Below are 22,114 nucleotides of genomic sequence, written 5' to 3' on the forward strand. Positions count from 1 at the left end.
CTTAGCCGCCTTGCTCAGGCCCTACAGCGGGCATCGCACCACCACTCCAGGCAAGCCACCAAGTGCGCTGCTGCAGGTGATGGCGCTGGGCCACAACATCGACGTTGTGCTGATCACCGCGATGCACAGCTCGGCCTTGTTCCAATTGCCATGACCAGCGCCCCAGCTCCACGGCAACGCTGCTGCGGCGGCGTTTGATCAGCGCCTCCAGCGCCACCCAGCGCTGCAACACCGCATCAGCCAAGGCAGCAGGCGGGGGCTCGCCAGGGCAAAGACGCCGCCACAACGATTCGGCTCGAATCGGGCGATCAGCCGGTTCAAGATCCACCCCCACAGGCTGAGGTGACCAACCCAAGAGCAGTTGCTCGCTGCTATGGCTCCAACTCACGTAGCCCCAGCCGTCGGCGAGCTCGGGATAGCGGGCCGGTGGTGCCCGCAACGGCACAGCCTCTGGAGTGCAGCCCAGCCAAGCAGCAAGCTGCTGGCGCACCACAGCGCGGGTTTGCCAAAAGATCAGGCGCCGGCGGTGCGGTAGTGCATTCCCCCAGGTCAGCTCTTGGGCACTGAGCAGCAATGGCAATTGATCGGCAGAGCAGCCCGGCAGGGGGCCGCACCAGAGCTGCGGCTGCTTAGGCTCGCTCCCCGATTGCATTGCAGCCATGGCCCTTCAAATCGGTGACCCCGCACCTGATTTCACGCTCCCAGATCAGGACGGCCAACCCGTTGCTCTCAAGGATCTACGCGGTCAGCGGGTGGTGATCTACTTCTATCCCAAGGACGACACCCCCGGCTGCACCAAGGAAGCCTGCAACTTCCGCGATCAGTGGGGCAGCTTCACAAGCCATGGCATCAAGGTGTTGGGCATCAGCAAAGACAACGCCAAAAGCCACGCCAAGTTCATCGACAAGTACACCCTGCCCTTCACCCTGCTCAGCGACAGCGAGCCCTGCCCGGTGGCCGAGTCCTACGAGAGCTATGGACTCAAAAAGTTCATGGGCCGCGAATACATGGGCATGATGCGCCACACCTTTGTGATCGATGCCGACGGCAAGCTCGAGAAGATCTACAAAAAGGTGAAAGCCGCCACCATGGCCGACGACATCCTCAAGGACCTTGAGCTGGCCGGCTAAGCGCCACCAAGGCCGCTAAGGCCAGGCCTTCATCGTGGTGAGGCTGCAGGCCTTGGGCCTGCAGTAAGGGCATCAAGACACGGGCATCACCACCGGTGAGCCACAGCTGCCACGGCCACTGCGGCTGGGGTCTGTCATGAAAGGCCAAAGCAATCGCCGCGGCCAGCCCCCGCGCCACACCACTGGCCATGGCCTCCGCGGTGTGCGTGGCCCAGATCGGATCTGCCGTCTCCAGATGTTTCAGCGTGGGGAGATCGGCGGTGCCCTGATGCAGCGCCTGCAACTGCAAGCGCCCGCCCGCCATCAGCCGCCCCCCCAAGAAACACCCGGCGGCATCCACCAACGTCAGGCTTAAAGCCGTGCCGGCATCAGCCACCAACACGGGTTGGCGCTGCTGCTGCCAAGCGCCCCAAGCCGCCAAGGCACGATCTACCCCTATTGCCGGGGGAAGGTTGGCCAAGGGCACATCAGCAGTGAGCAGCCGCTGCGGCTGCCAGCGCTCAAGTTCTGTTGGCACAGATCCCACAGCAGCCCAGGCCACAGGAGCCTGCTGCAGCTCCTTGAAGCCAGCGGCGGCACTGGTGTGCCAGAGCTGAAGCGACTGATCAGGCGCGAGAGCCGCCCAATGCCAGCGGCTGTTGCCAATCAGCAGCCAACGCCGCATCGCTCAAATCCCGGCGCCTTCCACCAAGGTTTCCGGCAGGTGCAAGCCGCACTCCTGATGGCGACCGCCAAAGCGGCTGGCGCGGCCCAAGCCATCGTCGGGTGCACTGGAATGCCAGTCGCCCACGGTGCTGTAGCCCTGCTCAAACAAGGGATGTTGCGGCAGCTCGTGCTTTTCCATGTAGTAGTAGACGTCGCGCCGGGTCCAGCGCAGCAGCGGCCGCAAACTCCAACGCCCGCGCAAACGCTCGAGCGGCCGCATGGCGGCACGGTTGTCGGTTTGACCAGCCCGCACACCGCTAGCCCAGCAGCTCACTTCTGCAGCATCCAAGGCCTGATCCAAGGGCTCCACCTTGCGCAGCCGGTGATAAGTGACCAGGTCGTCGGGGTTTTCGCTCTCCCAAAGCCGGCCGAGCAGCGCTTCCATGCGCGCTGGGCTCAACTCAGGCTGAACCACCTTGAGATTCAGCTTGAGGCGTTGCGTTAAATCAGCGGCGTATTGGTAGGTCTCAGGGAATAGATAGCCCGTATCAATCCAATAAACGGGCACATCAGGCGCCACACCCACCAACAGATGCAGCAAAACGGCTGACTGGGTGCCAAAGCTGGTGGTGACAGCAAAGCCACTGCCGAAATGATCATTCGCCCAGCGCAATTGCTCAGGGGCCTCAAGCGCCTCCAGCTCAGCCTGGGTGGCTTCCAGATCCTGAACCAGCTGCACCGCAGACCTTCCCCAGCTCTAGACAGCCTGCCGCATCACCTGGCTCCTGCCTCCTAACCTCGCCCCAGTTCCGAGCAAACGGTGACCTCTCCCATCGTGATCGTGGGTGGCGGATTCGCCGGCCTCTATACAGCCATGGAACTGGCGCGGTGCCCCGGGCATCCACCCTTGCTGTTGGTGGAACCGCGCGATCGCTTCGTCTTTCTGCCCTTCCTCTACGAGCGCCTCAGCGGCGAATTGCCGCTCTGGCAGATGGCTCCCCGCTACGACGCCCTACTCGCTGGCCATGGCATCGGCTGGCAGCGCGATCGGGTAGCTGCGGTGGAGCCGGGCTCCTGCGACGTGGTGCTGGAGAGCGGCCAACGCCTGGGCTACAGCCAGCTGGTGATCGCCACCGGCGCCAAACCCGACAGCTTTGGCATCCCAGGGGTGGACGAGCATGCCCTGCGCTTCCACAGCCTGGAGGATGTCGAAGCCCTGCAGGCCCAACTGCCCAGCATTCGCAATCGGGTGGCCGTCGTTGGCGCGGGCCCCAGCGGCGTTGAGCTGGCGTGCAAGTTGGCCGACCTACTGCGCGGCCAAGCCAGCGTTGAGCTGATTGAACGCGGTGAGCGCTGTTTGCCCCAGGCCAAAGCCTTCAACCGCAGCCAAGCCGAACTGGCCTTGCAGCAACGCGATGTGCGCCTGCGTTGCCAGTGCGGGGTGCAAGCCGTTCAACCCGGCCAGCTGACGCTCCAAGACGCTGAAGGCCAAAGCAGCACTCTGGCGGTTGATGCTGTGGTGTGGACGGCGGGCCAGCGCACCGCTCTGCCCTCTGGAGCACTAGCCACCAACGGGCGCGGCCGCTTGCGCTGCAATGCCAGCTTGCAGCTGGAGAGTGATCCGCGCATCTTCAGCCTCGGGGATACCGCAGCCATCCCCCATGACCCCGAACTTCCAGCCACGGCCCAAGTGGCATTTCAGCAGGCCCAGCTGCTGGCTCGCAACCTGCTGCTGGCTCGTGAGAACCAACCGCTTGAGGAGTTCAAGTGGAAAGATCTCGGAGAAATGCTGAGCTTGGGTGTAGGTGATGCCACCCTCACAGGCATGGGGCTGACCTTGGCCGGATCCTCCGCCTATCAGCTCCGCCGCTGGACCTACCTCACTCGCTTGCCAGGGTGCCGTTTACCGCTTCAGGTGGCGGCGGGCTGGCTCAGCGCCCCACGCCGATGACTCAAGCCAAGGCCCTCCTGCTCGATGCGATGGGGACCTTGATCGGCTTGCGCCAATCGGTGGGCACCCTTTACAGCGCAGCGGCAGCCGACTACGGCTTGGAGCTGGAAACGGAATCCCTCGATCGCGCCTTCGCCCAGGCCTACAGCCAAGCCCCTCCGCTGGCATTTCCAGGCGTTACCCCGGCTCACTTAGAGCAGGCCGAACGGTCTTGGTGGCAGCAGCGGATTGACGCCACCTTCAAGGCCGTAGGCGTGAAGCACCTCCCAATTGGCCTAGCCGGTGAGCTGTTTGATCGTTTTGCACAACCCGAGCCATGGGCGGTGTATGCCGAGGTGCCCGATGCCTTGGAGCGCTGGCGGCAAAGCGGGCTGGCCTTGATGGTGGTCAGCAACTTTGATCGGCGTTTGCACGGCCTACTGGAGCGGCTTGGCCTGCGTGATGCCGTTGATGGCGTGCTGGTCTCCAGCGAAGCCGGAGCCGCCAAACCCGATCCAGCCCTGTTGGAGGCAGCCCTGGCCCAAGTGCCCTGCAGCGCTGAGCACGCGCTGCTGATTGGCGATAGCGGCGCCGATGAGCAGGCGGCAGCCGCGGCCGGCATGCGCTGTTTGCGCTTGCAGCGCCCCAGCGGTCTGCTGGTGCCCTAAGCGCTCAGGGGCACAACGCCTGCAGGCGCTGCTTCAACTCAGCCCCGGTTTGCGCCCAACTGAAGCCTGCCGCCCGCAACGGTCCCTGCTGGGCGAGCTGCTGTTGCAGCGCCGTCGACTCCAAAAAATCGTCGATAGCCGCAGCCATTTGCGCTGAAGACAGTGGATCAAGGGGAACGGCCACCTCCCCCACCACTTCCGGCAATGCCCCAGCCGTGGAGGCCAACACCGGCGTCCCGCAAGCCATGGCTTCAAGGGCTGGCAAACCAAATCCCTCCCAGAGGCTCGGCATCACCAAGGCGCGGGCTCGATTCAGCAACTGCAAGCGCTCGTCATTGCTCACCCATGCGGTCCAGCGGCAACGCGAGGCGATTCCAAGCTCCTGGGCCAGCGCCTGAAGTTTGGGGGTGTAGCGGCGATCGTGGGGCCCCACAAAGTGAATGCGGTGCTCTCGATCGCGCAGCGCTGCCACTGCCTGCAACAGCCGGCGCAGGTTCTTGTGGGGGTCATGGCGGCCGAGCACCAGCAATTCCGATTCGCGCTGATAGCCCAAAGGGCGCAGCTGCCCTGGGTTGAAACCCAACTTCAAAACGGACAACCGGCGGGTTGGCACGCCAATGCGGCCATGCACCTCCCGGGCCGTGGCCTCGGAATTGCAAAGCACGTGGCGGGCGCGGCGCAGCACCAGCGGCACATAGGCCAGGTGATAAGCCAGCAGCGGAGTGAGCTGCGGATAACGCAGCGGCAGCAGGTCATGGGCTAGCACCACCGACGGCACGCCTGCCAACAGGGGGGCTTCCGGCAATGGCGATAACACCAGCGGCGCGCCACTGGCCCGCCACAGCTTCGGAAGTTGCGTTTGGGTCCACCACAGCCGCCGGCCATGCCCCGCGCTGCCCTGATCTGGCGCCATGCCTTGGGGCCACACGGCTGGCACCTGCTCAGAACCCAAGGCGGCGGCCAAATCCCTCGCCACAACGCCAATCCCCGTGGGCCGCTCTCCGACATAGCTGCCGTTAAAAAGAGCCAGGGGGGTTTGCATGAGCGTTACGGTCTCACAGTGGGTCATGGCCTGCGGCGCAGGGCATGTGCCACGATCAAAAAGACACTTTGTCCACAGTCATGGCGCTCCAGCTTGGGGACACCGTTCCCAATTTCACCCAGGACTCCCAGCAGGGTCCGATCAATTTCTACGACTATGCCGGCGATAGCTGGGTGGTTCTGTTCTCACACCCCGCTGATTACACCCCGGTTTGCACCACGGAGCTCGGTGCCGTCGCCAAGCTGCGGGCCGAATGGGATAAGCGGAACGTCAAAACCATCGCCCTGAGCGTTGACTCTGCTGAGAGCCACAAGGGCTGGATTGGCGATATCAACGAAACCCAGTGCACGGTCGTTGATTACCCGATCCTCGCCGATGAGGACAAAACAGTGAGCGATCTCTACGGGATGATTCACCCGAAGGCGCTCAACAACCTCACGGTGCGCTCGGTATTCGTGATCGACCCAGCCAAGAAGCTGCGTCTGCAGATCACCTATCCCGCCAGCACCGGCCGCAACTTCGATGAAATCCTGCGGGTCATCGATTCGCTGCAGCTCACCGACCACCACCAGGTGGCCACCCCGGTGAACTGGAAAGACGGTGAAGACTGCGTGGTGGTGCCCTCCATCCCCACCGATGAGGCCCGCAACAAGTTCCCCAAAGGCGTAACTGAAGTCCGCCCGTATCTGCGCATGACTCCCCAGCCCAACCGCTGAGGATGGGCGCCACGGTGCTGGGGCTGATGAGTGGCACCAGCGCCGATGGCGTCGATGCAGTTTTGGCCCGTTTTGATGGTGCCCCCAGGCAGCCGTCCTGGCGCGTCATCAACGCCATCCATCACCCCTACCCCCTGCCCTTGCGTCAGCAGTTGCTCGATGCGGGGCAGGGGGTTTTGTTATCGGCAGCGCAGTGGCTTGAGTTGCGTCAAGCGGTGAGCGAAGCCCAAGCGGCCTGCGCCGCCGCGGCCGACCCCAACAAGCAAGCCAGCCTGGTGGGCTGCCACGGACAAACCCTCTGGCATCAACCGCCGCAGGCCGGCCAATGCGGCGCCAGCTGGCAATTGCTGGATGCCTGCTTGCTGGCCGAGAGGCTGCAGCGCACGGTGGTGAGCGACTTTCGCAGCGCTGATTTGGCGCGGGGCGGCCAAGGGGCGCCCCTGGTGCCCCTGACCGATGCCGCCCTCTATCCAGCCCAAGGCGGCTGGCGAGCACTGCTGAACTTGGGCGGGATCGCCAATCTGACCCTGCTGCCACCGGGGCAAGGCCGCGATCAGCAACCCGTTCAAGGCTGGGACTGCGGACCCGCCAACACCCTGCTGGATCTGGCGATCGAGCACTTCAGCGGCGGCAACAGCCACTTTGATGAGGGCGGACGCTGGGCGCTGCAAGGGCAGGTGAACGAAGCCGTGGTGCAGCGCTGGCTGCAAGAGCCGTTCTTTCAACAGCCTCCGCCCAAATCAACCGGCCGGGAACTCTTCGGCCGCCCTGATCTGCAGCGGCGCTTGCAGGAGCTGGGGGAGAGCATCAACCCAGCCGATGCCCTGGCCACCTTGGCGGCCTTGAGCGCAGCGGCTGTGGCCGCTGATTTGCAGCGAGGGCCTGCGGTGGTGGAGATGCTGGTGGCCGGAGGCGGCTGCCGCAACCAAGCCCTGATGCAGCAGCTCCAATCACGCTGCCGCGGCCTGTGGGTGCGCAGCTTTGAAAGCTTGGGTCTCAACCCTCAACACCGCGAGGCCCTGGCCTTTGCCCTGCTGGCCTGGTGGCGGCAGCTGGGACTGCCGGGAAGCGCTCTAGCGATCACAGGAGCGCGAGCGGGCCTGCTGGGGCAAGTGGCTGAGCCCTAATCAGCCGCCGCGCAAGCGAATACGCCGCAGCCGGCCCTGACGCAGACGGGGCTGCACCTGCTGCTGACGCTCGAGTTGATGGCGCACGCCACCCTGCAACCGATCAAGACCTTGCTGAATCAAAACCTTGGCCATGTTGCTGACCGTGCGGCTGTCCTGTTCGGCGGCCACCGCCAAGCGCTCGAGCAGCGCTTCTGGCAACACCACCTGAATACGCGGCGACTTGGCGCGGCCACTACTGGAGGTCTGACGGGTCGCCATGGCCCTAGGCACACACAGTCACACCCAGAAGTGTACTGAGATCGCCACGGATAGTATCCATGCGTATGCTGATGGAACCGGCAATCCCCGCCATGGCCGCCTCCGCTGACAAGAGCGATGTGCTCGTCTCCGCTGTGATGAGCACCTATCTGCTGACCCATCTCCACCATGTGCTGCAGCGGGCGGAATTCAGCGCCACGCGCGAGGGCAGGCCAGCGATGGCAAGGAATTACGCCAAGTTGCGCAAGGTGCTGTGCCTCGATGCCCGCACCATGCGGGACGCCTCCGCCATGGAGATCTCCGAAGACTGGGCGGCCTGAGATTCCGCACCCAATTCAGCACTGATCAGCAGAACTAATCGCTTTTAGCTTTCCCCAGGGTTGAGCGCTTTTCCCAAACCAAGCCCAAGGTTTTCCACAGCCCAACGCGTCAAAGCCCGGCCGCAACGGCTGCATTGGGGAAACACCCAATGTGTTCCTGTTCTTACTTGACAGTGTTGCGCCATACACCGGGCGCGTTAGTCAAACGGGAACACCAGCGAGCCAAGCCAGTTGCAGCAGTCGATCTCAGCAGTGGGATTCATGCGACTGCGTCAGCGGGCTCGCTTTGACGAATGCGTCAACTCGTGGCGAACTAGTGCACCCAGCGCACAACACCTCCATGCTTTCCGCCGCCGTTGCCAGCGCCACCCAGCACACATTCGGACAAACGGAAGGCGCCAGCTGCGAACAGGTGGTGAGCTTCCAGACCCCCCTGCCCGGCAACCTCGCGCAGGCCATGAGCCAGTTCATCGAGGCCCATCCACAGTGGGATCAATACCGCCTGATGCAGGCGGCCTTGGCCGGCTTTTTGCTGCAACAGGGCGTGCAACAACGCGACCTCACACGCCGTTACGTCAGCAGCATGTTTGGCCGCCGGGTTTAGCTTGAAAAAAAGCGTTCTGCCCTATGGGTTTTGAGCAGGCCCAAGCCCTCTATGACATCGTCCGCAGCGATGCCCAGCTGACTCGATCCCTCTTTCGCCAGGCCCTGCAGGATCCCCAGGGCACCTTGGATCAATTGGTGGCCATTGCCGAAGCCAAAGGACTGAGCGTCAGCCGTCAAGAGATCCGCGACTACCTCAACGACAGTGCCGACGACGCAACCCGACAATGGCTGATCAAAGCCCGTGGCGGCCTATGAGTCGGCGGAGCGCTCCTGGGGAACCGGTGGGGTGAGCGGTTCTCGCCGGCTGCCCCCGCCTTGAGCCCAACTGAAGAACAACCAGTAGCTCACAACGGCTAGACCGGCTGTCACCACCAAGGCCATGACCGCTTCCAAGCGCTTGAGCATCACCGTGCGGGTGCCAGCACAGCCCTCAGTTTGACCTGCCGCACGCTTGGTATGGTCCTGCCGGTCCCATGCTTAAGACCGGGTGCTGCGGCTGGAGCGCGTTGGCAAGATCTACCCCACCGGGGAGGTGCTTCGAGACGTCACCTGGGAAGTTAAAAGCGGAGACCGCATCGGTCTGGTGGGCGTCAATGGCGCCGGAAAATCAACCCAACTGCGGATCATTGCGGGCTTAGAGGAGCCCAGCAGCGGCCAAGTGGTGCGGCAGGGCGACCCTCGCATCGTCTTCCTGCAGCAGGAATTTGATGTCGATGTGCGCCGCACGGTGCGGGAAGAGCTGTTTCAGGCCTTTGGTGAGGCGGCCGAAGTGCGCAACCGCCAAGGGCACGTGGAACAGGCGATGGCCAGCGAGCGAGCCGCGGAAGACCCCGATCACCTGCAGGAACTGATCGAAGAATTGGGGCGACTGCAGACCCGCTTTGAGGGGCTGCACGGCTATGAGCTGGATGCTCGCATCGACAAGCTGCTGCCCACGATCGGCTTCAACGAAGCCAAGGCTGAGCGCCTCGTTGGCGACTATTCAGGCGGCTGGCAAATGCGGATCGCCCTGGGCAAGATCCTGCTGCAGGAGCCCGATCTGCTGCTGCTCGATGAGCCCACCAACCACCTCGACATGGCCACGATTGAGTGGCTGGAGGGCTACCTCACCGAGATCAATGTGCCTCTGGTGGTGATCAGCCACGACCGCACGTTCCTCGATCGGGTGTGCAATCAAATCGTTGAAACCGAGCGCGGGATCTCCCGCAGCTACCTCGGAAACTACAGCCAACACCTGGAGCAAAAAGCCCTAGAGCGGGAAGCCAGCCAGTCGGCCTTTGATCGGCAGCAGAAAGAGCTCGCCGCGCAGCAGGCCTACATCGACCGCTTCCGGGCCAGTGCGACCCGCTCCACACAAGCTAAAAGCCGCGAAAAATTGCTCGACAAGGTGGAGCGCATTGATGCCCCAGTGGAATCGATCGGGGGGCCGCAATTTCAATTTCCACCGGCGCCGCGCTCAGGTCGTCAGATCGCGCTGATCGACAACCTCACCCACTACTACGACGACAACATCCTGTTTCTTGAGGCCAGCCTCGAAGTGGAGCGGGGCGACCGTATTGCCTTTGTTGGGCCCAATGGGGCCGGCAAATCCACTCTGCTGCGGCTGGTGATGGGGCTGGAGCAGCCCAGTGAAGGATCGGCTCGCCTCGGGGAGCACAACGTGGAGGCGGGCTACTTCGAGCAGAACCAAGCCGAGGCTTTGGATCTCGAGAAAACCGTGATCGACACGATGTTTGAGGCGGTTCCCGATTGGACCCAAACGCAAGTGCGCTCGCTGTTGGGCAGCTTCTGCTTCAGCAATGACGCGGTGTTCAAGCAAGTGGGCCAGCTGAGCGGAGGCGAAAAAGCCCGCCTAGCCCTGGCACTGATGTTGCTGACCCCCTGCAATCTGCTGGTGCTCGATGAGCCCACCAACCACCTTGATATTCCAGCCAAACAAATGCTGGAAGACGCCCTGATGCAATACGAGGGGGCTGCGCTGCTGGTCAGCCACGACCGCACCTTTATCGCCCGGGTGGCCAACCGCATCGTGGAACTGCGCGATGGTGAGCTGGTGCTCTACCAGGGCGATTACGCCTACTACCTGGAGAAGAAAGAAGAGGAAGCCGCTCTGCTGCGCCAAGCCGAAGAAGACGAAGCGCGGGAAGCCAGGCGGACCGCCAACCGGGCCAAGCAAAAGGCCAAAGCCGAGAACCGGCGCAAACGCCCCACCTAAGGGGGCGCCGACAAACAACTTCACAGCTTTTTAGGCAGGAAGACTCAACTTTCTGGACCTCTCTTTTCGGTGTGCATACGCTGACGGAATGCATTGAGGTTGTCGGATGAGCCGTTCTTACATCCCCGGGGCAGGCGAGCACGAGCAGACCTGGGATGCCGTTGAAACCTATTTCCAATGCATCACCGAATGCTCCTTGGATGACGGCGAATGCGTCACCCGTTGCGTGGAAGATCTGCGCATCAGTGATGGTTCCGAAACCGACTAGCAGCAGATGTAGCCCTTACTACGCAAGCATCTGAAACAGTTTTTAAGGTTCAAGGCACCTGAACGGATGCCATGGATTCCGCCGCCGCCCTCAGCCTTGGCCAACGCTTTGAGCTGGAACGGATGAATCGCGCCATCGACGCCGAAATGGATCCCAGCGCCGTGCGCGGCATTGCCAAGCAGCTGCTGCAGGCCTGGCAAAGCCAACGGGCGGCCTCGCGCTGGCTGCTCAGCCAGCAGAGTGATCAGCAGAGTTGAATCAACAGGCAGCCTTGAACGAGCCAGCAACCTCGAGCTACGTCGACCAGGAACTCATCGAGCGACCGCTCGACCTCTGGGATCCAGCGCAACGGCTTGAAAGCGTGCGCGACGACGACCTCAATGACATGGCCGATCTCCCCTGGGAGTGATCAACCGAGCTGGGCCGGCACGGTCAGCAACTGGTCGGGCTGGCCCAAGCCACGGAATTCCTGCAGCAACGCCTCCGCCTCCAGCAAACGCCCTTCATCCAACAGTTGGGCGCTGCGAGCCTCCAACCAGCTGCGGTTGCCCTGAAGGGATAGAGCTAGAGCGAGTCGCTGACGAGCCACAAACGCCGGATCAATGGGTCTAAGTCTGAGACGAATTGAGCTGTAGGTCTTGACAAACGGACAGCGATCGCTCTGGACCATGGACTCTGGGTCAACTGGCCATGCTGGCCATCTCCACCGGCACCACCTCAAGCGTGCGGCGCTGGCCATCACGCAGCAGCTCAAGGCTCAAAGGCTTGCCAACACCAGAACGCTCCATGCGGGCCAAGAATTGCGCTGGATCACGCACCGCTTCGCCGCCAACTCTCAGCACCAAATCACCCGGCCTAACCCCAGCGCGAGCGGCAGGGCCATTGGGCATCACAGAGTTCACCCGCACCCCCTTGGGCTCAGCCGAGAGGGCCAAACCAACCAAGGCATGGCTGGCTTTGCCATTGCTGATCAGCTGATCAGCAATCGATCGCGCCCGGTTGATCGGAATTGAGAAGCCCAAGCCAGCGCCAGGGCCACTGCGCACCAAAGCATTAATCCCCACCACCTCACCATCGGCATTCAGCAGTGGTCCCCCGGAATTGCCTGGATTGATCGCGGCATCGGTCTGAATCAAATCCAGGCGCTTGTCGGTGATGCCGAGCTTGGTGGCGTTGCGGTTGGTGCTGCTGATGATCCCCAAGGTGACGGTGTTATCCAGACCAAAGGGGTTCCCCACCGCGATGGCCCAGTCCCCCACCTCCACCGCATCGGAATCGCCCAACGGCGCCACAGGCAGAGGATCAGAGGCGGCCACGCGAACCACGGCCAGGTCTGTAATGGGGTCAGAACCAATGACCGAGCCTTCCATCGTGCGGCCATCCACCAAACCCACCGTGACCCTTGAGGCCCCCTCAACCACATGGGCATTGGTGAGGATCAAGCCATCGGCCTCAAAGATCACCCCGGTGCCCTGACCGCGTTCGGTGCGCTGGCTTGGCCGTGGCGCTGGCATAGCCCCAGGGGAGCCACCAAAGAACTGACGAAACAACGGATCCATCAAGAACACTGGCGGGATTCCGCCTGGAGCGCTGGCGCTGGTGATGGTGCGCTCGGTGTCGATACGCACCACCGCTGGTCCGGCTTGACGCACGGCCTCGGCCACAAACGATTGGCGGTTGGTGGTGGGCACCGGCGGCCTGGCTGGCGCCTGGACTGCTGTTCCAATCACCAAAGCCGTGGAGAGGGCAAGCAGCGGCAGCTGGCGGCGCATGGATTCGGCAAAAACACTCGTCAAACCGTATCGACGGTTGACCGCTCAAGCCCCCCAGGCAACGCACCAAGATGTGACTGGTTGTGCCAGTGACCGGGCTGATCTCGCACAATGAAATAACTGATCAACGGTTGTGAGGGCCTTTTGACCCAAATAGTCCCGCTGCTCTATCTCACCTGCTTGGGGCTGCTGCTCTGGCAGGCCTTTCGGGTGATGGGGCGCGGTTTTAGTGCGGCACAGAAATCAGTGCAGCCGCCGGCCAACGTGCACCCCGAACTCTTGGATGCCAACGGCCAAATTACCGAAGAGGAACTCCTAACGGTGCGCTTCGAGGCTGAGCCCAGTGCCGACGGGTCCGATGATCACGCAAGCTAGGAAGACAAGGGAACTCAGTTCAGATGCAGGCAGGAGCTCGCCAAGCCGATCCACGCACCCGGGTGGTGCTCGCTGTTCTTAAGGCCGTCAAGCTGCCTCCTCGCTTTCGCCTGAAGCTGGTCAAAGATGATCCCGTGCGCCTGGAGCTCACACTGACCCCGGCTTACGGCAAAGATCCCATCTTGGTGGGCATCGTGGAATCCCAGGATCTGGTGGCCCGCCGCGACCGCGAAGGACGCATCCCCCGTGATCTGCAAGGCACCTGGGATTGGACGGTGCGGCACGGCAAGGTGTCGACCGGCGGCTGGAACCCCTATCTCAAAGAAGCCCTGCAAACCATGTTTGAAACAGGGCTCCCGGCGATTGTTTACGAAGAAACCACCGGCGAGGCGTACCACCCAGTGGACGGCACCCGCCACGTGCGCTGAGGCGCAGAAATATTGCGCATTCCAACCATTTGAAACGGGGTGCGAACAGCTACGGCACCAGACACACACAGGCGCTACAACGGATTCATTGCGACCTTTAGGTTCTCTTTATGTTTTCCGTCGCTGCTGGAGGGGGCTTAATCCGCCTCCTTGCCGCTTTGGGCCTCCTGAGCTCAGCGGTTTTTGCCCTGGCGTTGTCGATCGCCGGCTGAGTTCAAGCTCGCCCTCACTTTTCTCTCCAAGACCGCTGCTGCTGGCAGCAAGGTCACAACATTGGCCCAAAACACCGGCCAGTCTTGAACCCACAACCCATAGACCGCCCAGGCACTAACGCCTGAGGTGAAGAGCAGATACATCCGCAGCGAGATCCCTGCGGTTTCATTGGTACGCAAGGTTTTCAAGGCTTGCGGGAAGAAACTGCTGGTGGTCAGGGCCGCTGCCGTAAAGCCCAACCACTGGGCGCTGTCGCTCACGACGCCCCTTGAGCGAGCAGTGAGCCAAAGCCGAAATGCTCCAGGCCTTCGAGGATGCCGCTGCAACCAGCGCCGTTGGCCAGGTAGGTGTTGGGCAATTGGGGCAGCCACTCCAGCAGCGGAGCTTCGGCGTTGCCCACCATCACACCGGCATAACCGGTTTGAAACAGACCCAAGTCATTGAGGGTGTCACCGGCTACGACCACAGGCACCTGCTGCATTTCCAATAACTCCAGCACGCGCTGCAGCGTGGTGCCCTTGTTCACTCCTGGGGGGAGGACATCGAGATAGCGACCGTCGGAGAACACACAATCCACCCCCTCCTGGCGCAGCCGTTGCATCAACTCCGGATCCAGCAGCTCTGGATCGGCATCAAAAGCGTGGCGCCGCTCGACACACACGGGCTGCGGAGACAAACCCGGCTGCCCTTGCGTGAGCGCCAACACCCGCTCGGCAAAGGGTTGCCACTGCCGTTCGATGTCATCCACCACCAACGGCACCAGCTCGAGGCTGTCGCCGCAAGCCACCGTGCAGCCCACATCACTGATCACCAGGTGGGGCTGCCTGAGCAGAGCATGCTCAGGCGCCTGAAACAGCTCAGCCACCGAACGGCGTTCACGGCCCGTGGCAAAGATGTGCAGCACCTGCTCGCGGCAAGCACTCAGCCAGCGATAGAGGCGTCGACGATCCGCTGGCTCGCCGGCCAGCAAAGTGCCATCGAGATCGGTGACCAGCACCAGCTCAGGGGCACTGGGCAAGGGCGTCTGGACTTGCGCCTGAAACTGTGCCCGCATCAATGGCCCCGCCAAACCCTGCCTCAGTAGGCCCAGGCAGCCAAGCTGTCAATGGCGAGCAATCACACCTTTTTGTCACGTACAGCACTTTCAATAAAGCTCAATCATTCGTTACACTTGGCAAAGACAACACCTCTTAGCCATGTCCGAAACCAACGCCACACGCTTCGGCTTCGTGAACTTCGCTGAAACCTGGAATGGCCGCCTGGCCATGATGGGTTTCGTGATCGGTCTGGGCACCGAACTGCTGACCGGCCAGGGCATCCTGTCCCAGCTGGGCCTCGGCTGAATCTTCTAGAAGTCATCAAAGAAGGGGGGCCTCGGCCCTCCTTTTTTTGTGCCCTTTTAAGGTGAGCATTGCTCTGCCTGCTGCGTGAAGCTGTTTGTTGACAATCGCCGCGACGGCTCACGCCTGTTGAGCAGCGCCCTGGCCTTCAGCTTCGTAGGTCTGATCCGCATCGACACCAGCTGGGGGAAAGTGTTGTTTGTTGCCGCTGGCGCCCTGAGCCTGTGGTGGTGGCTCTGTTACCGCAAGCTCACCCAGTAATGGAGCTGCCCGCTTACAGCGTTAGCGAGCTCAATGAAGCCATTGGTGTGTTGCTGGAGCGGGGCTTTGCTCCTCGCTTTTTGGTCGATGGCGCAGTAATTAAGCCCGTTCTGAAAAAAGGCCATCTCTGGTTCAGCCTCAGCGATGGAGATGCCTCGATCCAAGCTGTGGCCTGGGCCTCAACGGTGGCCCGGCTCAGCTTTCGCCCCACCGATGGCGACGGTGTTCGCGTTGTTGGCAAGCTGAATTTTTGGGGTGCACGCGCCAGCTTGAGCGTGCAAGCCCTCGACATCCGCCCCAGCCTGTCGACGGTGCTGCGCCGCTTTGAGCAGGTGAAGCAGCAGCTCGAGAGCGAAGGCTTGCTGGATCCAGCCCTGAGGCGACCGCTGCCGCAGCGCCCAAGCTGCATTGCCATCCTTACCAGCGTTCCCAGCTCAGCCCTGGCCGATTTGCTGCGCACCGCCAAACAGCGCTGGCCCGCTTGCCACTTGCGGGTGGTGCCGATCCCAGTGCAAGGCGATGTGGAGGAGCGGATCTGCGCGGTGTTTGATCAGCTGGAAACCCAGTGGCAAAGTCTTGGCATTGAAGCGGTGGTGCTCGCCAGAGGCGGAGGCAGCCGCGAAGACCTCAGCGTCTTTGACGGCGAACAGTTAGCCCGGGCCCTGTTGCGCTGCCCGGTGCCCGTGGTGAGCGGTATCGGCCACGAAGACGATGTAACGATCGCTGATCTCGCCGCGGACTACCGGGCCGCCACGCCCACCGCCGCGATGGTGGCGCTGCTGCCCGATCGCGAGCAGGAGCAACGGCGGCTGGAGGAGCGCGGACGCCATTGGCGCAGCAGCATCCAACAGCGGTTGGAGCGGGAATTAAGACAGTGGGAGCCAGAGCTGAGGCAACAACAACGGCGCGCTCTGCTGCAGCGCAACTTGGAGAAACGGCAGTGGCAGTTGCACAGTCAGCGGCAATTGCTCGCGGCGCTCTCGCCGCAACGCTTGCTGCAACGGGGGTACTGCTTGCTGCGCAGCAGCGAAGGCCAACTGCTGCGTGATGGCAGCACACTCAGCACCGGCGATGCCGTCGAAGCCCAATTGCACCAGGGCGTTCTGTCGTTAACGGTGCAGACGTGGCAACCTGAAACCAGTGAGGTGAGCTGATGGCAGCCAAAGCCAAGCGCCAAGCCGATCAAGGCCTCAAAGACCTCAGCTACTGCCAGGCGCAGGATCAGCTTGAGCAGGCCCTAGCGCAGTTGCAATCAGACAGCCTGCCTTTAGAAGAGTTGCCCCAGCTCTACGCCCAAGCCGTGGCGCTCGAGAACCACTGCCGCCAAAAACTGGAGCAGGTGAGCCAAGACATCCAAAAGCTCGATCCCGATGGCATCAGCCTGAGTGCTTGGTCAGAGGCGGAAGGATGAACGGCAGCCAAGGCAGACAACTGATCTATCTGCTGCTGACCATCAGCGGCACGGTGCTGACGCAACGGGCCAACTGGCAATTTATCCAGGAGAACGGCGGCTTTGCCCTCGGTGAATTCATTGCCCAAGCCGGCGCCACCGCTGCCGGGCAATCCCTGAGCTGGGATTTGGTGATTGGGGCGACCGCCGGTGTGATGGCGATGATCGTGGAGGGGCGCAGGCTGCAGATGCGGCATCTGGAGTGGCCTGTACTGGCTTCAATGCTGATTGCTTTTGCTGCCGGTGCTCCGCTGTTTTTGCTGATGCGGGAGCGCCACCTGCAGCAACTCGACAACGCCAATGGCTAAGAGCAGGCCAGCGCCCAATTTGATGGCAGAACTGCTGGATCTGCCAGTGGTGTCAGCGGGGCTACGCACCGCCCAAAGCCAAGGGGTGCACTGGGGCCGGCAATTGCTGGAGCAACACACCGAACTGGGCCGTGATGGCATGGTCGAGCACGCCATTCGCCGGGCGATGTGGCGCACCGCCGGCACCGGAGCGCTGGCGGGGCTTGGCGGAGTGTTGACCCTGCCGGCTGGCGGCGGGGATTTGCTCTATTTCCTCTACGCCGAAATTGAGCTCTCGGCAGCGATTTTCACGGTGTTTGGCGTCGAGCTCGACGACGAACAACATCGGCCGATTCTGCTTGCAGCAGCCATGGGCTTGGGCGTCAATGAAATGGTGCGGTTGATTGGCAGCCGCCTGGGTGAACGCGCAGCGCGGCAACTGCTGCTTCAGCTATCGCGAGAAGCCAGCCAGATACTGCAACGGCTGGTGGGGCAAAGGCTGGTAACCCATTTGGCGCGCCGCGGCTGGCTCGGCCTGGGGCGCTTGGTTCCGCTCACCGGTGCGTTGGTGGGCGGAAGTTTGAATGCCGTACTCATTCGAACTGCCGGGGAAGCGATGCGGCACACCGCACGGGAATACAAACGCTTTCTCGATGAGAGTGGCCGCGTTGACCCGGTCGATGTTGTGGTTCTCGATATCAACGCAGATACTGCGGGCTAGAAATCAGCCCCAGCAGATTCAATATCATTAGCTAACAACAACTGCGGCTGTCGGCGCTGCGTTAATGCAACAGTCCAGGCCATCCCGAAATACAAAATTAGGCCCAGCAACCAAATCCACAGCGTGAGCAGAATAATTCCACCCACCAGGCCATAGGCCAAAAAGCGCGAGCCAGCCCAGACCAAAGCCCTTCCTAGCAAAGGGTTCAGCAGGGTGAGCCCGGTGGCCACGAGCAGGGATCCTTGCCACAGCAAATCAAGCCGGGGGCGGCGACTGGGCAGGTAAGAAAACAGCAACATCGTGGCGATCACCACGCCCAACCAACTACCAAGCACTGAAATCAAGGTGCGGGCAGGGACCTCCCAGGGCTGCGGCAGCCAGGGGGAAAGCGAACCCAAACTCGACCACATCGACGACCAAAGCAGGCGAAAGGGCGTGGTGATTTGGTTAATTAACAGCACCAAAGTCAGCAGCAATGCAGCTCCGATGGCCTTGAGGCGTTGAAACGACCAGCGGCGAAGATGCCAATGCCAAGATTGATCACCAGCATCGGGCAACCCCAATCCATACCAAAGACGATCCGCCCCGCGCTGCAACGACAACGTGGCATTACTGGCACTAAAAATCAGCACCAAACCACCAACTTGCTCAGCCGCCTGACCTTGATTCACCAAACGCTGCAAGATTCCCTCCATCACTTCCAAACCACCGGGCGGCAGAGCACCAGCGGCTACCGCCAATAATTGATCACTCGCACCATCAACTTGCCCAAATAAACGTGCACCAACACCCAGGCACACCAACAAGAAAGGGAAAAAAGATTGGAGACTATGGAATGCAAAAGCCGCGCTCAGATCAACACAGCCATGGCGATTCCACACCTGACAAGCAAGCTGTAATTGATGTCTGGCGCGTTGAAGCAAGCTCATGCGATTAGACACAAAAAAAGCCACCCCGTCACGGGATGGCTTTGATGAAATAACGGAAATTTTTACCTGGCATTGAGCTATTTTCACGGGGGGCCACCCCCCAACTATCGTCGCCGCTGCAGCGTTTCACAACCGAGTTCGAGATGGATCGGTGTGGGACCACTACGCCATGAACACCAGGATAGAAATTCCCAGGAAGAACCCTGAGAACTGCATAGGGTACTCAGTTCAAGGAACTGAGCTCTGGAATAAAGAATCTCACATGGAGGGCCAAGTGATGGTCAAGCCCTCGGTCTATTAGTACTCCTCCGCTTCACACGTTGCCGCGCTTCCACGTAGAGCCTATCAACGGGTGTTCTTCCCGTGACCTTACTGGGTTACCCCATGAGAATACTCATCTTGAGGTGGGCTTCCCACTTAGATGCTTTCAGCGGTTATCCACTCCGCACATGGCTACCCAGCGTTTACCGTTGGCACGATAACTGGCACACCAGAGGTGCGTTCCTCCCGGTCCTCTCGTACTAGGGAGAAATCCTCTCAATATTCTTGCGCGTGCACCGGATATGGACCGAACTGTCTCACGACGTTCTGAACCCAGCTCGCGTACCGCTTTAATGGGCGAACAGCCCAACCCTTGGGACCGACTTCAGCCCCAGGTTGCGATGAGCCGACATCGAGGTGCCAAACCTCCCCGTCGATGTGAACTCTTGGGGGAGATCAGCCTGTTATCCCTAGAGTAACTTTTATCCGTTGAGCGACGGCCCTTCCACACAGAACCGTCGGATCACTAAGGCCGACTTTCGTCCCTGTTCGACTTGTAGGTCTCACAGTCAAGCTCCCTTCTGCCTTTGCACTCGTCGGCTGATTTCCAACCAGCCTGAGGGAACCTTTGCACGCCTCCGTTACCTTTTAGGAGGCGACCGCCCCAGTCAAACTGCCCACCTGATACTGTCCTCTCCCCGGATAACGGGTGAAAGTTAGAATTCTATCTCTGAAAGAGTGGTATCTCACCAGTGGCTCCTATTAACCCACGAGCTAATAATCAATGCCTCCCACCTATCCTGCGCATTCAGAGACCGAACACAATACCAAGCTACAGTAAAGCTTCATAGGGTCTTTCTGTCCGGGTGCACGTAGTCCGCATCTTCACAGACAATTCTATTTCGCCGAGCCTCTCTCCGAGACAGCGCCCTGATCGTTACGCCTTTCGTGCGGGTCGGAACTTACCCGACAAGGAATTTCGCTACCTTAGGACCGTTATAGTTACGGCCGCCGTTCACCGGGGCTTCAGTCGCCAGCTTCGCTTACGCTGACCGGCTTCCTTAACCTTCCGGCACTGGGCAGGCGTCAGCCCCCATACATCGTCTTGCGACTTAGCGGAGACCTGTGTTTTTGGTAAACAGTCGCCAGGGCCTCTTCACTGCGACCACCTTGCGGTGGCACCCCTTCTCCCGAAGTTACGGGGCCATTTTGCCGAGTTCCTTAGAGAGAGTTACCTCGCGCCCCTCGGTATTCTCTACCACCCCACCTGTGTCGGTTTCGGGTACTGGCAGTTATGCCTTAACGGGTATAGAGCTTTTCTTGGAAGCATGACATCACCAACTTCGCTCCCGTAGGAGCTCGTACTCACGCCTCAGCTCGGAACGTTTTCACCGCTCCTCAACGCCTCGAACGCTTGAACCAGTAACCAACATCTGGCTTGGCTAGCCTTCTCCGTCCCTCTTCCCAAAACATAACCGGTACAGGAATGTTGACCTGTTATCCATCGACTACGCCTTTCGGCCTCGCCTTAGGTCCAGACTAACCCTCCGCGGACGAGCCTGCCGGAGGAACCCTTAGGGTTTCGGGGCATGGGATTCTCACCCATGTTTTCGCTACTCAAGCCGACATTCTCACTTCTATGCAGTCCACGCCCGCTCACGCTAACGCTTCGCCCCACATAGAACGCTCCCCTACCATAAATCCGCAGCTTCGGTATACCGCTTAGCCCCGTTCATTTTCGGCGCAGGATCGCTCGACCAGTGAGCTATTACGCACTCCTTTGAGGATGGCTGCTTCTAGGCAAACCTCCTGGTTGTCTATGCAATCCCACCTCCTTTATCACTCAGCGGTAATTTTGGGACCTTAGCTGGCGGTCTGGGCTGTTTCCCTCTCGACCATGGAGCTTATCCCCCACAGTCTGACTGCCTGACTACACACAGGGTATTCAGAGTTCGTCTCGATTTGGTACCGCTCTCGCAGCCCGCACCGAAACGGTGGCTTTACCCCCCTGCTGGAGCATCAGACGCTACGCCTCAACGTATTTCGGGGAGAACCAGCTAGCTCCGGGTTCGATTGGCATTTCACCCCTAACCACAGCTCATCCGCTGACTTTTCAACGTCAGTCGGTTCGGACCTCCACTTGGTATTACCCAAGCTTCATCCTGGCCATGGTTAGATCACCCGGGTTCGGGTCTATAAACACTGACTAACGCCCTATTCAGACTCGCTTTCGCTGTGGCTCCACCATTTCCGGTTTAACCTGCCAGTGCCTATAAGTCGCCGGCTCATTCTTCAACAGGCACACGGTCATCCGATGAGTCGGACTCCCATTGCTTGTAGGCTCACGGTTTCATGTTCTATTTCACTCCCCTCCCGGGGTTCTTTTCACCTTTCCCTCGCGGTACTGTTTCGCTATCGGTCACACAGGAGTACTTAGCCTTACGAGGTGGTCCTCGCAGATTCACACGGAATTTCACGTGCTCCGTGCTACTCGGGATACAGCTAGGCCAAATTCCCTTTCGAATACGGGGCTTTCACCCTCTCTGGCGCGCCTTTCAAGCGCTTCTTCTAGGTGCATTGGTCCACGTTGCTGTCCCACAACCCCGATGGTCGAAACCATCGGTTTAGGCTCTTCCCCGTTCGCTCGCCGCTACTGAGGGAGTCGTTTTTACTTTCCTTTCCTCCAGCTACTAAGATGTTTCAGTTCGCTGGGTTGGCTCGCGCCAGCCTATGTATTCAGCTGGCCGTACAAGGGGTTGCCCCATTCGGAAATTCCCGGATCAAAGCGTGTTTCCAGCTCCCCGAGACTTATCGCAGGTAACCACGTCCTTCATCGCCTCTGTGTGCCAAGGTATCCGCCGTGAGCCCTTTGTAGCTTGACCATTTTATTCCTGATCAAATTGATTCAGGACTCGGCTTTTCTCCAGAATTGTTGAAACAAACATCAAACAAATCACGCCGTAACGTGATTTACTTCATGTCTGAATCATCTCTGTGAGATGCTTTATTTCCAGACTTACCTATGCAGTTTTCAAGGTTCTTGCTGAACCCATTGCTGAGCCCAGCATCGTTTGAGCTTGAATCAAGAATCAAACGAGGCTGGAATCACCAACATCCTTCTAAGTCACCCTGTGCCACAGTTCCATTAT

At 60.7% G+C, this 22,114-nt stretch carries 31 protein-coding genes and 2 rRNA genes; 20 read left to right on the forward strand and 13 right to left on the reverse strand.

The genetic code is table 11. The features are described 5' to 3' along the window. Position 1 precedes the first annotated feature (1 nt). Complete coding sequence (locus SIB46_RS06300) at positions 2–661, reverse strand: 4'-phosphopantetheinyl transferase family protein (RefSeq protein ID WP_413297668.1); 660 nt, start codon at positions 659–661, stop codon at positions 2–4. On the opposite strand from SIB46_RS06300, the gene bcp reads away from it, so the two are divergent. Next, a complete protein-coding gene (gene bcp, locus SIB46_RS06305) occupies positions 660–1,130 on the forward strand; it encodes a thioredoxin-dependent thiol peroxidase (RefSeq protein ID WP_413297669.1) in 471 nt (156 codons plus the stop codon). The two genes, SIB46_RS06300 and bcp, sit on opposite strands and share 2 nt — an antisense overlap. Here the strand turns inward: bcp and SIB46_RS06310 are convergent. Both SIB46_RS06310 and SIB46_RS06315 read right to left on the reverse strand, forming a co-directional pair. Further along, on the reverse strand, positions 1,105–1,794 hold the full coding sequence (locus SIB46_RS06310; RefSeq protein WP_413297670.1) for a type III pantothenate kinase: 690 nt from the start codon (positions 1,792–1,794) through the stop codon (positions 1,105–1,107). The genes bcp and SIB46_RS06310 overlap by 26 nt on opposite strands. A 3-nt stretch (positions 1,795–1,797) precedes the next feature. Next, positions 1,798–2,514 carry a phosphoadenylyl-sulfate reductase gene (locus tag SIB46_RS06315; RefSeq protein ID WP_413297671.1) on the reverse strand — a complete coding sequence of 239 codons (717 nt, stop codon included), beginning with the start codon at positions 2,512–2,514 and terminating at the stop codon, positions 1,798–1,800. A gap of 81 nt (positions 2,515–2,595) precedes the next feature. Here SIB46_RS06315 and SIB46_RS06320 point away from each other — a divergent pair, with 81 nt between their 5' ends. Together SIB46_RS06320 and SIB46_RS06325 are read left to right on the forward strand one after the other, a co-directional pair. After that, a complete protein-coding gene (locus SIB46_RS06320) occupies positions 2,596–3,726 on the forward strand; it encodes an NAD(P)/FAD-dependent oxidoreductase (protein ID WP_413297672.1) in 1,131 nt (376 codons plus the stop codon). Next, positions 3,723–4,373, forward strand: coding sequence for an HAD-IA family hydrolase (locus SIB46_RS06325; protein WP_413297673.1), 651 nt, complete (start codon positions 3,723–3,725; stop codon positions 4,371–4,373). The genes SIB46_RS06320 and SIB46_RS06325 overlap by 4 nt, the downstream gene beginning before the upstream one ends. Before the next feature lie 4 nt (positions 4,374–4,377). On the opposite strand, the gene SIB46_RS06330 is transcribed toward SIB46_RS06325, so the two are convergent. Further along, positions 4,378–5,415, reverse strand: coding sequence for a glycosyltransferase family 4 protein (locus SIB46_RS06330; protein ID WP_413297674.1), 1,038 nt, complete (start codon positions 5,413–5,415; stop codon positions 4,378–4,380). Between the two features lie 80 nt (positions 5,416–5,495). Between SIB46_RS06330 and SIB46_RS06335 the strand changes: the two genes are divergently transcribed. Together SIB46_RS06335 and SIB46_RS06340 are read left to right on the forward strand one after the other, a co-directional pair. After that, positions 5,496–6,131, forward strand: coding sequence for a peroxiredoxin (locus tag SIB46_RS06335; protein ID WP_043737706.1), 636 nt, complete (start codon positions 5,496–5,498; stop codon positions 6,129–6,131). Positions 6,132–6,133: 2 nt separating this feature from the next. Further along, positions 6,134–7,258, forward strand: coding sequence for an anhydro-N-acetylmuramic acid kinase (locus SIB46_RS06340; protein ID WP_413297675.1), 1,125 nt, complete (start codon positions 6,134–6,136; stop codon positions 7,256–7,258). Here SIB46_RS06340 and SIB46_RS06345 read toward each other — a convergent pair whose 3' ends face one another. Continuing rightward, positions 7,259–7,519, reverse strand: coding sequence for a ribbon-helix-helix domain-containing protein (locus SIB46_RS06345; RefSeq protein ID WP_413297677.1), 261 nt, complete (start codon positions 7,517–7,519; stop codon positions 7,259–7,261). It lies immediately after the preceding gene. 59 nt (positions 7,520–7,578) lie between these two features. Here SIB46_RS06345 and SIB46_RS06350 point away from each other — a divergent pair, with 59 nt between their 5' ends. The 3 genes from SIB46_RS06350 to SIB46_RS06360 all read left to right on the forward strand — a co-directional run bounded on the left by SIB46_RS06350 (position 7,579) and on the right by SIB46_RS06360 (position 8,700). After that, positions 7,579–7,839, forward strand: coding sequence for a hypothetical protein (locus SIB46_RS06350; RefSeq protein ID WP_413297678.1), 261 nt, complete (start codon positions 7,579–7,581; stop codon positions 7,837–7,839). A 340-nt stretch (positions 7,840–8,179) separates the two neighbouring features. After that, positions 8,180–8,443: a DUF2811 domain-containing protein gene (locus SIB46_RS06355; RefSeq protein ID WP_413295245.1), complete on the forward strand. Its 264-nt coding sequence runs from the start codon at positions 8,180–8,182 to the stop codon at positions 8,441–8,443. Between the two features lie 23 nt (positions 8,444–8,466). After that, positions 8,467–8,700 (forward strand): hypothetical protein, encoded by a 234-nt coding sequence (locus tag SIB46_RS06360; protein ID WP_011934799.1) that lies wholly within the window; start codon positions 8,467–8,469, stop codon positions 8,698–8,700. On the opposite strand, the gene SIB46_RS06365 is transcribed toward SIB46_RS06360, so the two are convergent. After that, positions 8,695–8,850 (reverse strand): hypothetical protein, encoded by a 156-nt coding sequence (locus SIB46_RS06365; protein WP_413295247.1) that lies wholly within the window; start codon positions 8,848–8,850, stop codon positions 8,695–8,697. The two genes, SIB46_RS06360 and SIB46_RS06365, sit on opposite strands and share 6 nt — an antisense overlap. An 82-nt stretch (positions 8,851–8,932) precedes the next feature. Here SIB46_RS06365 and SIB46_RS06370 point away from each other — a divergent pair, with 82 nt between their 5' ends. From SIB46_RS06370 to SIB46_RS06385, 4 genes are all read left to right on the forward strand, one after another. Beyond that, positions 8,933–10,660: an ATP-binding cassette domain-containing protein gene (locus tag SIB46_RS06370; protein WP_413295249.1), complete on the forward strand. Its 1,728-nt coding sequence runs from the start codon at positions 8,933–8,935 to the stop codon at positions 10,658–10,660. A gap of 106 nt (positions 10,661–10,766) precedes the next feature. Beyond that, positions 10,767–10,928 carry a hypothetical protein gene (locus SIB46_RS06375; protein WP_413295251.1) on the forward strand — a complete coding sequence of 54 codons (162 nt, stop codon included), beginning with the start codon at positions 10,767–10,769 and terminating at the stop codon, positions 10,926–10,928. A gap of 71 nt (positions 10,929–10,999) precedes the next feature. Continuing rightward, the gene (locus SIB46_RS06380; RefSeq protein WP_413295253.1) at positions 11,000–11,185 is read left to right on the forward strand and encodes a hypothetical protein; all 186 of its coding nucleotides are present in this window, start codon (positions 11,000–11,002) and stop codon (positions 11,183–11,185) included. Between the two features lie 14 nt (positions 11,186–11,199). Next, on the forward strand, positions 11,200–11,337 hold the full coding sequence (locus SIB46_RS06385) for a hypothetical protein (protein WP_413295255.1): 138 nt from the start codon (positions 11,200–11,202) through the stop codon (positions 11,335–11,337). Here the strand turns inward: SIB46_RS06385 and SIB46_RS06390 are convergent, their stop codons facing one another. After that, the gene (locus SIB46_RS06390) at positions 11,338–11,598 is read right to left on the reverse strand and encodes a hypothetical protein (RefSeq protein WP_413295257.1); all 261 of its coding nucleotides are present in this window, start codon (positions 11,596–11,598) and stop codon (positions 11,338–11,340) included. 10 nt (positions 11,599–11,608) lie between these two features. Then, complete coding sequence (locus SIB46_RS06395) at positions 11,609–12,700, reverse strand: trypsin-like peptidase domain-containing protein (RefSeq protein ID WP_413295259.1); 1,092 nt, start codon at positions 12,698–12,700, stop codon at positions 11,609–11,611. Positions 12,701–12,844: 144 nt separating this feature from the next. Between SIB46_RS06395 and SIB46_RS06400 the strand changes: the two genes are divergently transcribed. After that, positions 12,845–13,075, forward strand: coding sequence for a DUF2973 domain-containing protein (locus tag SIB46_RS06400; RefSeq protein WP_413295261.1), 231 nt, complete (start codon positions 12,845–12,847; stop codon positions 13,073–13,075). A gap of 23 nt (positions 13,076–13,098) precedes the next feature. Further along, complete coding sequence (locus tag SIB46_RS06405) at positions 13,099–13,503, forward strand: hypothetical protein (RefSeq protein ID WP_011934791.1); 405 nt, start codon at positions 13,099–13,101, stop codon at positions 13,501–13,503. A 173-nt stretch (positions 13,504–13,676) separates the two neighbouring features. Here SIB46_RS06405 and SIB46_RS06410 read toward each other — a convergent pair whose 3' ends face one another. Next, positions 13,677–13,976 carry a SemiSWEET family sugar transporter gene (locus SIB46_RS06410; RefSeq protein ID WP_413295263.1) on the reverse strand — a complete coding sequence of 100 codons (300 nt, stop codon included), beginning with the start codon at positions 13,974–13,976 and terminating at the stop codon, positions 13,677–13,679. Continuing rightward, on the reverse strand, positions 13,973–14,770 hold the full coding sequence (locus SIB46_RS06415) for an HAD family hydrolase (protein WP_413295265.1): 798 nt from the start codon (positions 14,768–14,770) through the stop codon (positions 13,973–13,975). The genes SIB46_RS06410 and SIB46_RS06415 overlap by 4 nt, the downstream gene beginning before the upstream one ends. 142 nt (positions 14,771–14,912) lie before the next feature. On the opposite strand from SIB46_RS06415, the gene SIB46_RS06420 reads away from it, so the two are divergent. From SIB46_RS06420 to SIB46_RS06445, 6 genes are all read left to right on the forward strand, one after another. Continuing rightward, positions 14,913–15,059, forward strand: a complete 147-nt coding sequence (locus SIB46_RS06420; RefSeq protein ID WP_413295267.1) for a chlorophyll a/b-binding protein — start codon at positions 14,913–14,915, stop codon at positions 15,057–15,059. Positions 15,060–15,143: 84 nt separating this feature from the next. Then, entirely contained in the window at positions 15,144–15,317 is a 174-nt protein-coding gene (locus SIB46_RS06425; RefSeq protein WP_413295269.1) for a hypothetical protein, read from the forward strand. Next, positions 15,317–16,471, forward strand: a complete 1,155-nt coding sequence (gene xseA, locus SIB46_RS06430) for an exodeoxyribonuclease VII large subunit (RefSeq protein ID WP_413295271.1) — start codon at positions 15,317–15,319, stop codon at positions 16,469–16,471. Before SIB46_RS06425 ends, xseA begins: the two co-directional genes overlap by 1 nt. Then, entirely contained in the window at positions 16,471–16,728 is a 258-nt protein-coding gene (xseB, locus tag SIB46_RS06435; RefSeq protein ID WP_413295273.1) for an exodeoxyribonuclease VII small subunit, read from the forward strand. The genes xseA and xseB overlap by 1 nt, the downstream gene beginning before the upstream one ends. Further along, positions 16,725–17,075, forward strand: coding sequence for a DUF2834 domain-containing protein (locus SIB46_RS06440; RefSeq protein ID WP_413295275.1), 351 nt, complete (start codon positions 16,725–16,727; stop codon positions 17,073–17,075). The genes xseB and SIB46_RS06440 overlap by 4 nt, the downstream gene beginning before the upstream one ends. Then, positions 17,068–17,775, forward strand: coding sequence for a hypothetical protein (locus tag SIB46_RS06445; RefSeq protein ID WP_413295277.1), 708 nt, complete (start codon positions 17,068–17,070; stop codon positions 17,773–17,775). Before SIB46_RS06440 ends, SIB46_RS06445 begins: the two co-directional genes overlap by 8 nt. On the opposite strand, the gene SIB46_RS06450 is transcribed toward SIB46_RS06445, so the two are convergent. The 3 genes from SIB46_RS06450 to SIB46_RS06460 all read right to left on the reverse strand — a co-directional run bounded on the left by SIB46_RS06450 (position 17,772) and on the right by SIB46_RS06460 (position 21,847). Beyond that, positions 17,772–18,704 (reverse strand): YihY/virulence factor BrkB family protein, encoded by a 933-nt coding sequence (locus tag SIB46_RS06450; protein ID WP_413295279.1) that lies wholly within the window; start codon positions 18,702–18,704, stop codon positions 17,772–17,774. The two genes, SIB46_RS06445 and SIB46_RS06450, sit on opposite strands and share 4 nt — an antisense overlap. A 64-nt stretch (positions 18,705–18,768) precedes the next feature. After that, positions 18,769–18,885 (reverse strand): 5S ribosomal RNA (rrf, locus tag SIB46_RS06455). A gap of 96 nt (positions 18,886–18,981) precedes the next feature. After that, positions 18,982–21,847 (reverse strand): 23S ribosomal RNA (locus tag SIB46_RS06460). Between the last annotated feature and the right edge of the window lie 267 nt (positions 21,848–22,114).

This window comes from Synechococcus sp. MIT S9452, from assembly GCF_047304245.1.
GTDB lineage: Bacteria > Cyanobacteriota > Cyanobacteriia > PCC-6307 > Cyanobiaceae > RCC307.

What these genes read in the sequence shown, in the direction of transcription:
- bcp (WP_413297669.1), top strand. Translation starts at nt 660, where the DNA reads ATGGCCCTTCAAATCGGTGACCCCGCACCTGATTTCACGCTCCCAGAT.
- SIB46_RS06300 (WP_413297668.1), bottom strand. Translation starts at nt 661, where the DNA reads ATGGCTGCAATGCAATCGGGGAGCGAGCCTAAGCAGCCGCAGCTCTGG.
- SIB46_RS06310 (WP_413297670.1), bottom strand. Translation starts at nt 1,794, where the DNA reads ATGCGGCGTTGGCTGCTGATTGGCAACAGCCGCTGGCATTGGGCGGCT.
- SIB46_RS06325 (WP_413297673.1), top strand. Translation starts at nt 3,723, where the DNA reads ATGACTCAAGCCAAGGCCCTCCTGCTCGATGCGATGGGGACCTTGATC.
- SIB46_RS06330 (WP_413297674.1), bottom strand. Translation starts at nt 5,415, where the DNA reads ATGCAAACCCCCCTGGCTCTTTTTAACGGCAGCTATGTCGGAGAGCGG.
- SIB46_RS06335 (WP_043737706.1), top strand. Translation starts at nt 5,496, where the DNA reads ATGGCGCTCCAGCTTGGGGACACCGTTCCCAATTTCACCCAGGACTCC.
- SIB46_RS06340 (WP_413297675.1), top strand. Translation starts at nt 6,134, where the DNA reads ATGGGCGCCACGGTGCTGGGGCTGATGAGTGGCACCAGCGCCGATGGC.
- SIB46_RS06345 (WP_413297677.1), bottom strand. Translation starts at nt 7,519, where the DNA reads ATGGCGACCCGTCAGACCTCCAGTAGTGGCCGCGCCAAGTCGCCGCGT.
- SIB46_RS06350 (WP_413297678.1), top strand. Translation starts at nt 7,579, where the DNA reads ATGCGTATGCTGATGGAACCGGCAATCCCCGCCATGGCCGCCTCCGCT.
- SIB46_RS06355 (WP_413295245.1), top strand. Translation starts at nt 8,180, where the DNA reads ATGCTTTCCGCCGCCGTTGCCAGCGCCACCCAGCACACATTCGGACAA.
- SIB46_RS06360 (WP_011934799.1), top strand. Translation starts at nt 8,467, where the DNA reads ATGGGTTTTGAGCAGGCCCAAGCCCTCTATGACATCGTCCGCAGCGAT.
- SIB46_RS06365 (WP_413295247.1), bottom strand. Translation starts at nt 8,850, where the DNA reads ATGCTCAAGCGCTTGGAAGCGGTCATGGCCTTGGTGGTGACAGCCGGT.
- SIB46_RS06375 (WP_413295251.1), top strand. Translation starts at nt 10,767, where the DNA reads ATGAGCCGTTCTTACATCCCCGGGGCAGGCGAGCACGAGCAGACCTGG.
- SIB46_RS06380 (WP_413295253.1), top strand. Translation starts at nt 11,000, where the DNA reads ATGGATTCCGCCGCCGCCCTCAGCCTTGGCCAACGCTTTGAGCTGGAA.
- SIB46_RS06390 (WP_413295257.1), bottom strand. Translation starts at nt 11,598, where the DNA reads ATGGTCCAGAGCGATCGCTGTCCGTTTGTCAAGACCTACAGCTCAATT.
- SIB46_RS06395 (WP_413295259.1), bottom strand. Translation starts at nt 12,700, where the DNA reads ATGCGCCGCCAGCTGCCGCTGCTTGCCCTCTCCACGGCTTTGGTGATT.
- SIB46_RS06405 (WP_011934791.1), top strand. Translation starts at nt 13,099, where the DNA reads ATGCAGGCAGGAGCTCGCCAAGCCGATCCACGCACCCGGGTGGTGCTC.
- SIB46_RS06415 (WP_413295265.1), bottom strand. Translation starts at nt 14,770, where the DNA reads ATGCGGGCACAGTTTCAGGCGCAAGTCCAGACGCCCTTGCCCAGTGCC.
- SIB46_RS06420 (WP_413295267.1), top strand. Translation starts at nt 14,913, where the DNA reads ATGTCCGAAACCAACGCCACACGCTTCGGCTTCGTGAACTTCGCTGAA.
- xseA (WP_413295271.1), top strand. Translation starts at nt 15,317, where the DNA reads ATGGAGCTGCCCGCTTACAGCGTTAGCGAGCTCAATGAAGCCATTGGT.
- xseB (WP_413295273.1), top strand. Translation starts at nt 16,471, where the DNA reads ATGGCAGCCAAAGCCAAGCGCCAAGCCGATCAAGGCCTCAAAGACCTC.
- SIB46_RS06440 (WP_413295275.1), top strand. Translation starts at nt 16,725, where the DNA reads ATGAACGGCAGCCAAGGCAGACAACTGATCTATCTGCTGCTGACCATC.
- SIB46_RS06445 (WP_413295277.1), top strand. Translation starts at nt 17,068, where the DNA reads ATGGCTAAGAGCAGGCCAGCGCCCAATTTGATGGCAGAACTGCTGGAT.
- SIB46_RS06450 (WP_413295279.1), bottom strand. Translation starts at nt 18,704, where the DNA reads ATGAGCTTGCTTCAACGCGCCAGACATCAATTACAGCTTGCTTGTCAG.